The organism is Belliella calami, assembly GCF_022549695.1.
Classification (GTDB): domain Bacteria; phylum Bacteroidota; class Bacteroidia; order Cytophagales; family Cyclobacteriaceae; genus Belliella; species Belliella calami.
Genome location: NZ_JAKZGS010000023.1, coordinates 1 through 12,438, shown reverse-complemented (window position 1 = coordinate 12,438; position 12,438 = coordinate 1). Strand labels below are relative to the sequence as shown.

The 12,438-nt window shown below is 36.5% G+C and carries 11 protein-coding genes; 4 read left to right on the top strand and 7 right to left on the bottom strand.

Annotated elements, in window-relative coordinates:
• Positions 1-3 precede the first annotated feature (3 nt).
• Positions 4-2,928, bottom strand: a complete 2,925-nt coding sequence (locus MM236_RS18100; RefSeq protein WP_241276407.1) for a SusC/RagA family TonB-linked outer membrane protein — start codon at positions 2,926-2,928, stop codon at positions 4-6.
• Positions 2,929-3,344: 416 nt separating this feature from the next.
• Between MM236_RS18100 and MM236_RS18095 the strand changes: the two genes are divergently transcribed.
• From MM236_RS18095 to MM236_RS18080, 4 genes are all read left to right on the top strand, one after another.
• Positions 3,345-3,641 (top strand): hypothetical protein, encoded by a 297-nt coding sequence (locus tag MM236_RS18095; RefSeq protein ID WP_241276406.1) that lies wholly within the window; start codon positions 3,345-3,347, stop codon positions 3,639-3,641.
• A 468-nt stretch (positions 3,642-4,109) separates the two neighbouring features.
• A complete protein-coding gene (agaR, locus tag MM236_RS18090) occupies positions 4,110-4,871 on the top strand; it encodes a transcriptional repressor AgaR (RefSeq protein ID WP_241276405.1) in 762 nt (253 codons plus the stop codon).
• Between the two features lie 174 nt (positions 4,872-5,045).
• Positions 5,046-5,300: a GlsB/YeaQ/YmgE family stress response membrane protein gene (locus MM236_RS18085; RefSeq protein ID WP_241276404.1), complete on the top strand. Its 255-nt coding sequence runs from the start codon at positions 5,046-5,048 to the stop codon at positions 5,298-5,300.
• Positions 5,301-5,474: 174 nt separating this feature from the next.
• Positions 5,475-6,197, top strand: a complete 723-nt coding sequence (locus tag MM236_RS18080) for an SDR family oxidoreductase (RefSeq protein WP_241276403.1) — start codon at positions 5,475-5,477, stop codon at positions 6,195-6,197.
• Positions 6,198-6,635: 438 nt separating this feature from the next.
• Here the strand turns inward: MM236_RS18080 and MM236_RS18075 are convergent, their stop codons facing one another.
• The 6 genes from MM236_RS18075 to MM236_RS18050 all read right to left on the bottom strand — a co-directional run bounded on the left by MM236_RS18075 (position 6,636) and on the right by MM236_RS18050 (position 12,268).
• The gene (locus tag MM236_RS18075; protein WP_241276402.1) at positions 6,636-7,442 is read right to left on the bottom strand and encodes a queuosine precursor transporter; all 807 of its coding nucleotides are present in this window, start codon (positions 7,440-7,442) and stop codon (positions 6,636-6,638) included.
• A gap of 26 nt (positions 7,443-7,468) precedes the next feature.
• Positions 7,469-8,389, bottom strand: coding sequence for a ribonuclease Z (locus MM236_RS18070; protein ID WP_241276401.1), 921 nt, complete (start codon positions 8,387-8,389; stop codon positions 7,469-7,471).
• 2 nt (positions 8,390-8,391) lie between these two features.
• Positions 8,392-8,778, bottom strand: coding sequence for an STAS domain-containing protein (locus MM236_RS18065; protein WP_241276400.1), 387 nt, complete (start codon positions 8,776-8,778; stop codon positions 8,392-8,394).
• A gap of 44 nt (positions 8,779-8,822) precedes the next feature.
• A complete protein-coding gene (locus MM236_RS18060; protein WP_241276399.1) occupies positions 8,823-9,764 on the bottom strand; it encodes a phosphoribosylaminoimidazolesuccinocarboxamide synthase in 942 nt (313 codons plus the stop codon).
• 77 nt (positions 9,765-9,841) lie between these two features.
• On the bottom strand, positions 9,842-10,876 hold the full coding sequence (locus MM236_RS18055) for a toxin-antitoxin system YwqK family antitoxin (RefSeq protein ID WP_241276398.1): 1,035 nt from the start codon (positions 10,874-10,876) through the stop codon (positions 9,842-9,844).
• A gap of 213 nt (positions 10,877-11,089) precedes the next feature.
• Positions 11,090-12,268: an acetyl-CoA C-acyltransferase gene (locus MM236_RS18050; RefSeq protein WP_241276397.1), complete on the bottom strand. Its 1,179-nt coding sequence runs from the start codon at positions 12,266-12,268 to the stop codon at positions 11,090-11,092.
• Positions 12,269-12,438: the final 170 nt, after the last annotated feature.

Sequence of the window (12,438 nt, the reverse complement as noted above, 5' to 3'; positions counted from 1 at the left end):
GATTTAGAAGTTCAAGTTCAAACCAACACTAACTCTTCTTGGAAGTGGATATTGAGACCCTGTGTCTCCATATATTGCAGCCTCAGGGTCAAGACCTGAGAAGTTTGTAAAAGTGAATAGGTTGTCACCGGAAACAAATACTTCCAAGCCTGTGAGTTTTAATTTCTCAACTACACTTACTGGAAGCCTGTACCCAGCAGTGATATTTCTAATCCTCAAGAAACTCACGTCTTCGATAAATCTTGAAGAAGGTCTATGTGCTTCATTGTTTCCACCAAAAATCGGCTGTGGGTGAGTAGCATTCGGATTTTCAGGAGACCATCTTGACCAGCCTGGTTGAAGCTGCATATAGTTGTAAGTAGGATAAGCTCCATCACTGTCAAAAGTCTCTCTTGCACTATGATACACCATAGCACCTTGGGTAAATGCCATATTTGCATTTAAGTAGAAGCCTCTGTAATCAAAAGATGAAGTCAAGCCACCAAAGAAGTTTGGAGTTGAGGTACCAACCTTTTGTAAGGTTGCGTTGTTGTAGTTTCCTACTTGGGTCACTTCTCCTGTAGTAGGATCTACTCTTTCCCAAAGTGGTGTACCATCTTCCGGATTTACTCCGACCCACTTTCTCATAAACCAAGTATCGATATCTTCTCCTACTTCAATGATTCTGTTACCTGATATTTGTCTTCTGTTTTCAAACAATTCGGTAATTTCATTTCTGTTCATACCAATATTGAAATCCAATCTCCAGTTGGCACCATTGCTCTTGATAATATCAGCTCCTAAGGTTAGTTCAAGACCTCTATTGATCACACTTCCGATATTGTCGAAGTAGCCATCAAAACCAGAGATATTTGGAAGTGGTACAAAGTGTAGTAAATCAGTGGTATTTTTGATGTAGTACTCAGCTGCGAAATCAATTCTATTGAATAAACCTAATTCGATACCAAAATTGGAAGCTGCAGTTTTTTCCCAAGTCAGGTTTGGGTTTCCAAGTGCGGAAGCTACAGCTGCAGGCATCCCATTGTATTGCGCATTAAGGGAAAAAAGCTCAAATTGTGGATACAAGCTGTCAGGTGTATTACCTACTTGTCCGTAAGCAACTTTAGCTCTCAGATAGTTGATAGAAGAAACATTGAAGAATGCTTCATTGTGAATATTCCATGCACCACTAAGAGAGAAGAAGTTACCATACTTATTGTTTGAACCAAATCTAGAAGCTCCATCACGTCTGAAGGATGCTTGGGCACTGTATCTGTTTTCGTAAGAATAATTAGCGTTCAAAAGGTAAGATTGGAATGCATAGTCGTTTTTGGTTCCGCCAATGGCTTGTGGTTCTGACGCATTGCTGATTACTTGTGCACCAGCTGCAATCCCTCTACCAGTTGCAGAAACATTGTTGAAGATATAGTCATTGAATTCATATCCAGCCAATACATTCACAAAATGCTTGTCAAAAGTTCTTGTATAAGAAAGCATCTGATTTGTAAATCGTGTGATCCTTTTGTTCATTCCAACAGACATTCTGCCATTGTCTGCCAAGCCTGAATTGGATCTTGGATCAGTATAGCCAAATGACTCTGAATTGAAGTAAGTAAGGTTGTTAGTAGAAATGAAAGATAGGTATTCATTGATATCATACTGGAAATCCAAATTGCTCAGGATATTGAAAGTAGCTGAATTTCCATAATTCCACTGTAAGTCATAGAGGTAGTTTCTGTTATCTCTTCCTCTCCAATTGGCACCTGGGGCAAGCGTATTGATTGGTGCACCGACTTCATTGAAAGGTTGATCCCAAGGAAGGTTTCTGTACATGTCGTAAATGCTGTGTCTGGCATTGTCATTTGTCGTATAAGTCGCTGCTAGTTTGGGTTTGAAAGTTAATTTTTCATTTACGTCATAATCATAATTTATCCTTGCAGAAAGTCTTTCGTAAGTATCACCTTTGACTGTCCCAGTTTCATTGAAGTAGTTGAAAGCAGTGAATAGTCTTGCTCTTTCTGTGGTACCGGAATATGAAAGGTTGTAATCCCTTACTTGACCAGTTTGGGTACCAATGTCTAGCCAATCGGTATTTCTTTCTCTCAAAGATTCATCATACCAGCCAGGAATTGCATTAGTATTAGGGAACTGATCCCAAAGATCAGCTAACTGGTTTGAATTCATTACTTGAAAGTCATTTCGATTGAAAATACTGACACCAGTTTTTACATTTAGGGAAATGCTGCTTGTGCCTGCTTTGGCGCCTTTTGTCGTCACTACAATTACCCCATTGGCACCTCTAGAACCATATAGCGCTGCAGCAGCGGCATCTTTCAATACAGAGATAGACTCTACATCATTTGGGTTCAATATAGGTGTATCATGCCAAATTACTCCATCCACAACCCAGATAGGTGTAGCAGAAGATCTGATAGAAGACCGGCCTCTTATCCTAATTGTGGGAGTTGCACCCGGAGCACCAGAGTTTGCTACCACATCTACACCGGCGACTTTACCTTGAAGCATGTTGCCAATGTTTGGAGATGTGATATCCGTAAGTTTTTCTCCACTCACAGTGGCAATTGAACCAGTCAGGTTTTCCCTTTTTTGAGTTCCATAACCTGTTACGATTACTTCCTGTAAATCTTTCGTATCCGAAGAAAGTGAAATGGTAAGGGAAGATTGTCCTGTATATCTCACCTCTTGAGTGCTATACCCAATAAATGAAAAAACCAAGGTGCTTCCACTTGCAGCTTCGATGTTGAATTTTCCATCAATATCGGTTACTGTTCCGATAGAACTGCCTTTTACCAATACATTTACACCTGGAAGGGATTCTGATGATTGGGCGTCCAATACTTGCCCTGTGACTTGCACAGACTGTGCTTTTGCTCCCCAATTAAATAGAAATAGCAAAAGAAGCATGATGCTAGATAAATTTTTCTTCATAATTAAATAAGGTTTTGATAAAATGAGTGGTCTTTCTCTTTTCGCTTGATTTATAAGGATATGGAAAGATTTTTCTAAATCTAAATAATGTTTTTAAAATTCAAAAATAAAATAGAAAGAAATTGAAAGGTTTTATGAAAAAAAATTAGAAAAGGAAATATTATATCGATAAATGCTTTGGTTTAGGAATTAATTATCTCCATCTTCTTTTTAATCAAAAAGAATTAGGTGACATCTTAAAAATATCATGATTTAATAATAATGTTTTGAAATTTTTAGGTTTAATATTTAACCCATTATTTAATATGAGTATCCGCAATGTTGCACGTTGGATCAAACGAGGTTTTATGTGTTTCGAATCCAACAATGTATTGTTTGGCTACGTGTAAGAAGGCGGATACATATATTATTTAACGATGCTTCAAGGGATTCAAATAGATAGCGTAGCAGAATTACTTATAGAAATAACAAACCAAAGTTCAAAAACTCAAAGTGTAAAGCTGGAAGAATCAACAAATAGAACCCGACGAAACATCATCGAAATCAAACCTCAGCAAACAAAAGTGATTTCGTTGGAGATTTCAAAAGTAAAAGGTTGGTATGATTTCAGGATTTCAGATTCAGAAAACAGGTTTGAATGGGCTTATGCAGGATGGGTGGACACCAAATCAACTTCTACCACAGATCCACTTTTGGGTGGGTTTTTAGGATGAAATCAATAAAAGCAATGACATTAATCGAATGAATTTAAGGTACAGTGTTTTCATTTTGGGTTTTTATTAGGAGTGGTGGATTGAATAAATGATAGGAGTATTGAAAGAAAAAAACCGGCTGGTTTCAGTCCCAACCGGCTTTCCAATTCAATAACCCAATAATCAAAATATGAGGTCGCAAACATTTTGCTTACAAAACAAACATAACGTAAATATTTTATTTTTAAAAACAATAAAATGAAAATTTTAATATAAATAAAAAACGCCATATGAAACTTTTTGTTATCACATATATTGAGTCTATAAAGTTTGGTTTCCGATCTTTTCAAAAAAGAATAATACTCAAAACCTTACGTATTTTTTCAATTTGAAAGAAAATTGTATATATTTCAAAATGCTTATACGATATTTTAGTTTTGAATATGGTAACTCGCAAAGTTTTTGGAGATATAAAAAAGTGAATATAAAATGAAAAAAACAGCCTTAAGACGCTCAAAAATACTAGATGCATTAGAAAGTCAAGGACAAGTGAATGTAAATGACTTGAGTAAAGAATTCAATGTCAGTGAAGTTACGATTAGAAATGATTTGGCTAATCTCGAAAGAAATAAACTCTTAGTGAGAGCCCATGGTGGCGCTTTCAAAACAAATTCATTGGCAATTCCTGTTACCGAAAAGAAAAAGATCAATCTAGATGCTAAAAAAGCGATCGGTAAAGCCGCTGCAAAAATGATCCAAGAGAATGATTCTATTATTTTGGATTCAGGAACGACCACATTTGAAATATCCAATAACCTTGGAAAATTCACCCGACTTTCTGTTATCAGCAATGCATTGGATATCATCAACAATTTGGCAAACTATGATAATCTAGAGGTTATGGTTCCTGGTGGATTTTTGAGGGAATTCTCCATGTCTTTGGTAGGGCCGATGGCTGAGAGAAATTTTAAGCAGCTTCATTGCAACAAATTGTTTTTAGGTGTAGATGGTTTCAAGTCTGATGTTGGTGTATATACTTTCCATATGGAAGAGGCTTATCTCAATCAACTGATGATAGATATTGCGGAAGAAGTTATTGTAGTTGCGGATTCGTCAAAGTTCAAGAAAATTGGCTTTGCTTTTATCGCTGGTTTCCAAAAAATCCATAAAGTCATTACGGACAAAGATATAGAACCAGAATTTGTCAAGATGTTGGAAAGAAATAATGTGGAAGTAATCATTGCCAATTGAGATAGAATTTGTTATCGCTCTCAAGGATGAGTCCGATTTGTGATCAAGGAATAAGAAAGAGGTATAACCATGTTTAAATACTAAATGTGCAGTTGTTTTGCGTAGTTTTTTCTTGATGAAATTTAGAATTTATTTATACTTTTAATTTTTCAAAAAATCTAAATTTTAAAAACTATGAGTTGGATTGCTTACATTATTTTTGGCTTGATAGCTGGTGTCATTGCCAAAATTCTTCATCCTGGTAAAGATCCAGGTGGATGGATTATCACAATATTACTCGGAATCTTAGGATCTGTAGTAGGTAGGTGGATAGCAGGTCTTGCTGGAATTGTAGTCAACGGAAGTTTTTGGAGTCCAATGAATTGGATTATTTCGATTGCAGGAGCTGTTCTTTTGCTATTTATTTATTCCAAGCTTAGCAAAAAGTAAAAACTTAGAAAAATTTATTTATTAAATTGGGGTGGCATTTATCTTTAAATAAATGTTGTCCCATTTTTTTTATCTCATCATTTCGTATCAGTCTTTATTGGCAAACTATTTTAGAATTCTCTTGGTTGTTATGCAGTATTGGAATAAGTAGATATAAACCAACTAAATGAAAATATGCAAGATTTAACCAACAAAACAGCATTGATTACAGGCGGCAGTAAAGGTATCGGATACGGTATCGCCGCAGCGCTAATGGCAAAAGGAATGCGTGTAGCGATCACAAGTAGATCTCAAGCAGCAGCAGACAAAGCTGTAGAAGAATTGAACAAATTGGGAAGAGGAGAAGCACTAGCTTTGGAAGCTGATGTTAGGAATTTCGATTCCCAACAGCAAGCTGTAGATAAAGTGATAGAAAAATGGGGACAGCTTGATTTGCTAGTGGCAAATGCAGGAATTGGTCACTTTGCTTCCATCGAAGATATTTCATTGGAACAATGGCAGGAAACTATTGATACGAACCTTACAGGTGTTTTTTACAGCATCAAAGCCGGTCTTGAAGGGTTAAAGAAATCCAAAGGTTATTTTATCTCAATTTCAAGTCTTGCAGGGACCAATTTCTTTGCTAATGGTTCGGCTTACAATGCAAGTAAATTTGGCGTGACAGGTTTTACTCAAGCTGCTATGCTGGATGTGAGAAAACATGGAATTAGAGTAACTACGATAATGCCAGGTTCTGTTGCTACTTACTTCAATGATCATCAGCCAAGTGAAAAAGATGCTTGGAAAATCCAAATTGAAGATTTAGGTCAAATGGTTGCAGACTTGATGGCAATGAACTCGAGAACACTTCCAAGTAAAATAGAAGTGAGACCTACCATGCCTCCAAGCGCTTCTTAAGTTTGCTAAAAATTCCTAATAGTTTCTATAGTAATATTGATTATTTGGGGATCTGGTCAACAGTTGAGTAGCTACCAAACTTAAATTAGGGGAGTTTCAACTGTTGACCATTAAAACAATATTGATTGTTGAGAGATCTAGCGCAATGATCCTGTGGTTTCTTTTTGATCCATATTGAACCTAAACAGCAGTTGATTCACAAATTTCAAATTTATTTTCACTTTGCCATCCTTTTTCTGATACATCCAAAGCCCTTTTTTCAAACCACAATTTTTCCCAAAAAAAAATCATTTGATTTCAAATCAACTCTATCTTCATTTACAAGAACATTTGTATAAGAATTCTTTACAAGATATTGAGTTCTATTCGAGACTTCATTCTTTTCAATATTGTACCTTCGGCCAATGGTAGCTTTTCTTAGAAAATTTATTCTTGAAATTATAAAAATGAAGTATCCTCCATTGCTTCTTCTGTCATCTTTTCAGCTATTTCTTTTCCCAAATACCTGTCAATCCAGTGGTGTCCCAAATAGAGTAGAGGAGTAAGCAGGATTGCCACGCTAAATTTGTAGATGTAATTGATGATTCCCACCGATACGATCTGTGCCCAGCTCCAATTTCCGAAAATGTAAAAAGCGATCCCTAATACTACAAAGGAATCGATGAACTGAGACACAAGTGTAGAGCCTGTAGCACGGAGCCAGATCATTTTCGGCCCGGTGATTTTTCTTAATTTTTGAAACACGAAAACGTCTATCAATTGTCCCAAAAGGAAAGCAACCAAAGAACCAAAGATGATTCCCAAGCCTTGTCTAAAGATGGTATTGAAAGCATAGTCTATATTGAAACTATTGCCTTCAGGATCTGAACTATTCACATCGAGCCAAAATGGTGCAGGATGAAGTTTGGTGACAATTGTAATGATAATAAAGATGTAGGCTATAAAAAAGGCTGTCAAAAAGCTGATTTTCCGAACTCCTTTTTTTCCAAAATATTCATTGATAATATCAGTAGTGATGAATACAACAGGCCATATTACTGCTCCAGCTGTAAGGTTAAAGTCCAAAACATAATCTCCAAAAAACGTCCATCCAACTGGTTCAAAGCCCAAGGTCATTTCACCAGAAAATATTTTGACACCAATGATTTCAGCCAAAATCGCATTGGTCAGGAAGATTCCAGACAGTATGATAAAGAGGTTTGTTTTTTTTGATTGAAAAGCTTTGTTGCTTTTTTTAATTTCCATATTGTTGCTAGTTATGGATAAATGCCTTAGTCAATTTGATAGGTAATACCTTCTTCGCTCAAAAAGGTATTCTGAAAGTTGGTTTTAGCTTGTAGCAATAAAGGCTCTAAATCTAGATACCTTGTGGAATAATGGCCTATCAGTAGTTTTTTGGCAGAGACTAATTGGGCGATTTTCCCAGCTTGTGAGGCCGTACTGTGGAAAGTTTCCATCGCACGGACTTCTTCTTCATCACCAAAAGTGGCCTCGTGGTAGATTGTACTTGTATTTTTGATATACCCTACCAAATCTACAGGATCGTAAATTGTGTCTGAACAAAAAGCATAAGAACGAAGCGGTTCAGGAGGAAGGGTATAATCCTTTACCAAATAAAGAAGGTCTCCATTTTTATCCAAAAAATCCTTACCACTCCTCAAGGTGTTGATCGCTTCAATACTGATTTTGTTCTCCAACAACATTTGCTTATTCATTCTTAACATACCTTGTTTTTCCTGAATGATAAAACCAGTACAAGGAATCCTATGTTTGAGCGGAAAAGAGAAAACTTTAAAGTTATTTTCTTCCAATATCAATTCCTTTTCATTTGGGTTGGTGGCAATGAATCTTAATGGAAAATTCAATCGTGTATTACTGTATTTGAAGTTGGTTGTAATAATCTCATCCAATCCAGCAGGTCCATAGATTGTAAGAAGTTTAGCTCTTTTGTGAAGGTGGTAGGTGGAAAGCAAACCCATCAGTCCATAATAATGGTCTCCATGAAGGTGGCTAATAAAAATGTAATCAATGCGACTGTATTTCGTTTTAAATTTGCGCAGCTGGATTTGGGTTCCTTCTCCACAATCCAAAAGGAGGGAGGAAGAACCTACATTGACCAACTGCGCAGTTTGATTTCGACCATGGGCCGGAATCGCAGAATTGGAACCTAAAATGGTAACTTCAAATTCCAAGATTAATTTTCTTCTTCTTCCTCTTCACTTTCTCCATTCTCAATCTCATGGATAAAAATGGCCTCTGCTGCTTCTTCCAATGTGTCTACGATATTGAAAACCTTATCGAGCATTGATATTTTGATCAGTTTTGTAACGTGATCTTGAAGTCCAGAAATCACAAAAATTCCACCATCACGGCTAAATTCCCTATTTCCTACAAGCAATGCACTCAATCCACTTGAATCAGCATACTTCACTTGGCTCATATCGATCACTAAGTTGTGGTAACCTTCTGCATGTACGGTCAAAAGCTCTGATTTCAACTTAGGAGAAAGTGCTGAATCCAATTTCTCCTCAAGAGGGGTAAACACTACGTATTGTTCTTTTTTATCTACTGAGTATTTCATTTTCGTATTTTAAATGATATTTTTTGTATGTGTTTTATATTAATTCAACCTTTTAATTCCTTCAAAACAGCCTTTTCAATTCTTTTTTCCAAATTTTCTGTATCTGCTTTGATGAATTTTTCTCCCGTTATTTTTTCAAAAAGCTCAATATATCTTTCAGAAATCTCTTCTACAAATGAAAAAGGCATTTCAGGGACATTCTGTCCATCTTTTCCTTGAAAACCATTGGAGATTAGCCATTGTCTAACAAATTCTTTGGAAAGTTGTTTTTGAGTATTGCCTTGTTTTTGATTTAGTTCATAGCCTTCAGCATAAAAATACCTTGATGAATCTGGGGTATGGATTTCGTCAATCAAATAGATTTCTCCTTCGTATTTTCCAAATTCATACTTTGTATCTACTAAGATCAAACCCATTTCTGCTGCGATCTGTGTTCCTCTTTCATAAAGAGCATGCGTATATTTTTCCAAGATATCGTAATCCTCTGCACTCACAATGCCCTTTTCCAGAATTGATTCTTTGGAAATATCTTCATCGTGTCCTTCATCTGCTTTGGTGGTCGGTGTGATGATTGGTTTTGGAAGCTTATCGTTTTCCTGCAATCCATCCGGCAATGCTACTCCACAAAGAAGTCTTTTTCCAGCAGCATATTCTCTGGCAGCATGGCCAGCAAGGTAGCCACGGATTACCATTTCTACTTTGAAAGGTTCACATTTTTTACCTACAGTCACATTCGGATCAGGAGTGGAAGTGACCCAGTTTGGAACAATATCAGCTGTTGCTTTGAGAAATTTTGCTGCGATCTGATTTAGAACCTGTCCTTTGTAAGGAATCGGCTTGGGTAATACGACATCAAATGCTGAAATACGATCTGTGGCGACCACTGCTATGGTTTCCTCAAACATATACACATCCCTAACTTTACCCTTGTAAAATCCCTTTTGTCCGGGAAATTGAAAATGGGTTTCTTTTATTGCACCATTCATGTTTTAATCTTTGAACAAAAATAGAAAAAGCATTTGTGATTGAAACCAGAAATGCTCGAATTATTGACATTTTCTTTTTATTTCGGCTCTCTAAGTCCAGTTGCTTTACCTTCGGTGAAAAATCTCTCCATGATGATTTCTCCATTTTCCGAATATACTTTTTGGACTCCATGGACTTTCCCTCTTTGGTAAGGGAGCTCTTCTTTCAATTGACCGGAAGGGAAATATACGTAGGTTATGCCATGCTGATTTCCAAATTCGAAATTCAATTCTTTTTGAACTTTGCCGTTTTCATGGTAAGCAATAATCTTTGTTATTTCATAGTACTTGTCATGAATCGTCTTTTCCTGAATTTGACCGCTTTCGTAATAACTCATAAATGTACCAATAGGTAATCCCCGCTTGTACTTTGTGATTTCTTGAGTTTTCCCATTGGGGAAAAAGCTCTTAAATTCACCATCGGGATCTCCATTTCTATATTTACCTTGTTTGGCAATTTGTCCATTTTCATGATATTCTTCAAAAGCACCATTTTGATAACCATTTTTGAAGTTTATTTTGGATCTCAGGCGACCGGATTCATAATAAGTGAGAACTTCTCCATTGATTTGTCCCTTTCTGTAATTTGATGTTTTTTGAATTTGACTATTTGGATGGTAACTTTCTTGAAGTCCTTCAAGAACCCCATTTTGATAGGATTTCTTCTCAATCAAAATTCCTTTATCATCGAAAATTTCAGTGATTCCATTAGGCGTATTGTTGGAAAATGTAGCTTTTCTATGAATTTCTCCATTTTCGTAAAATGTAATCAATTCCCCCTCGATTTGATTACTTTTGTAAGTAGCCACTTGGGATGGCTTTCCACTTTCAAAAAAGGATTTTGAAACACCCTCTTTTTTGTCATTGCTATAGGGAGTGATTCTCAATGTGTCATTCGTATCAGGAAAAAAATCAACAAAAACTCCTTCTCTATTTCCATTCACATAATTGCCTTTTACTGCGAGACTGCCACTTTCGTAGTAAAATAAATAAGAGCCATTTTTAACGCCATTTTGCTGCTCAATGATTTCCTTTACTGCTGGTTTTTGCTCATCATAGTATGTTTTAATCATTTGATTTTGACCAAATAATATACATGTATTTAAAGTTAAAAATAAGACAAAGAAGATAGTTTTTATTGTCATTTGTGGGCAAAGATTTGTATTGTACTTGGTAATATTAATGAAAAAAGACAAAGAATTCACTATTTGGAATCCTTTGTCTTTATGGGATAGAATCTATCTGAATTTACATTCCTAAAGATTGATATCTAAAGTTTTGATTATTTAAAGTTTCTCAATGACGATTGCAGAAGCACCACCACCACCATTACAAATTCCCGCTACTCCTATTTTGCCATTTTTCTGACCCAACACACTGGTCAAAGTAGCAATAATCCTCGCACCTGATGCTCCAAGTGGATGACCCAAAGACACTGCACCACCAAACACGTTGAGCTTGTCATTATCGAGGTTTAGTTGCTTTTGGTTTGCGATTGCCACAGCTGCAAAAGCTTCATTGATTTCATAAAAATCAACATCATTCTCAGTCAAGCCTGCATTTTTGATAGCTTTTGGAATAGCTAGGGCAGGAGCAGTCGTAAACCACATTGGGTCTTGTGCTGCATCTGCAAAACCACGGATTTTTGCAATAGGCGTCAGTCCAAGCTCTTGAACTTTCTCCTTGCTCATCAACACCAAAGCGGATGCTCCATCATTCATTGTAGAAGCATTTGCTGCAGTGACAGTTCCTTCTTTGTCAAAAACAGGTCTCAGTGAAGGTATTTTGTCAAACATGACATTTTTGAATTCTTCATCTTCGTCGATGACGATTTTCTCACCTTTTCTTCCTGTAATTTCTACAGGAACTAACTCGTCCTTGAAAGACCCATTTTTCCATGCTTCAGCGGATCTTGTGTAAGATTGGATAGCGTAATTGTCCTGATCTTCTCTAGAGATATTCAATTCCTTAGCTGTATTCTCAGCGCAATTTCCCATTGGGAATTTGTAGTAAACTTCAAACAAGCCATCCTTCACCAAACCATCTACGAATTCGGCATTTCCATACTTATAGCCAAATCTAGCTTTCGGAACATAAAAGGGCACATTTGACATGCTTTCCATTCCTCCAGCTATGACAACATCATTTTGACCAGTCATGATAGATTGAGCTGCAAACATCACCGCTTTCATTCCGGATGAGCAGACTTTATTTACAGTCGTGCAAGGTACATTATATCCAATGCCTGCACCTATGGCTGCTTGACGGGCTGGTGCCTGTCCTAAGTTGGCAGAGAGCACATTTCCCATGATCACTTCTTCTACCTCTTTTGGATCTAAGCCTGCTTTGCTCATTACACCTTTGATAGCGATGCTTCCTAGTTCAATGGCTGTCAGTCCTGCTAATTTACCTCCAAAACTCCCTAATGGTGTTCTTACTGCGGATACGATATATACTTCTTTCATTTGGGTTTATATTTTTAAGTTATAAAATTAAAAGATTGTAAAATTGAGTCCCCTCCTAAAACTATGTTTCAGGAGAAAGCTGACAATTTAATATTTAGGTAAATTTGAGTTATAGTCCTGATCTTTGTTTTTATTTCAAAGATTTTGGATTTAATCTTTGTTGTGGTGGT

Excerpts from the sequence above, each read along its gene's own strand:
- MM236_RS18100 (WP_241276407.1), bottom strand. The coding sequence starts at position 2,928 with ATGAAGAAAAATTTATCTAGCATCATGCTTCTTTTGCTATTTCTATTT.
- MM236_RS18095 (WP_241276406.1), top strand. The coding sequence starts at position 3,345 with ATGCTTCAAGGGATTCAAATAGATAGCGTAGCAGAATTACTTATAGAA.
- agaR (WP_241276405.1), top strand. The coding sequence starts at position 4,110 with ATGAAAAAAACAGCCTTAAGACGCTCAAAAATACTAGATGCATTAGAA.
- MM236_RS18085 (WP_241276404.1), top strand. The coding sequence starts at position 5,046 with ATGAGTTGGATTGCTTACATTATTTTTGGCTTGATAGCTGGTGTCATT.
- MM236_RS18080 (WP_241276403.1), top strand. The coding sequence starts at position 5,475 with ATGCAAGATTTAACCAACAAAACAGCATTGATTACAGGCGGCAGTAAA.
- MM236_RS18075 (WP_241276402.1), bottom strand. The coding sequence starts at position 7,442 with ATGGAAATTAAAAAAAGCAACAAAGCTTTTCAATCAAAAAAAACAAAC.
- MM236_RS18065 (WP_241276400.1), bottom strand. The coding sequence starts at position 8,778 with ATGAAATACTCAGTAGATAAAAAAGAACAATACGTAGTGTTTACCCCT.
- MM236_RS18060 (WP_241276399.1), bottom strand. The coding sequence starts at position 9,764 with ATGAATGGTGCAATAAAAGAAACCCATTTTCAATTTCCCGGACAAAAG.
- MM236_RS18055 (WP_241276398.1), bottom strand. The coding sequence starts at position 10,876 with ATGATTAAAACATACTATGATGAGCAAAAACCAGCAGTAAAGGAAATC.
- MM236_RS18050 (WP_241276397.1), bottom strand. The coding sequence starts at position 12,268 with ATGAAAGAAGTATATATCGTATCCGCAGTAAGAACACCATTAGGGAGT.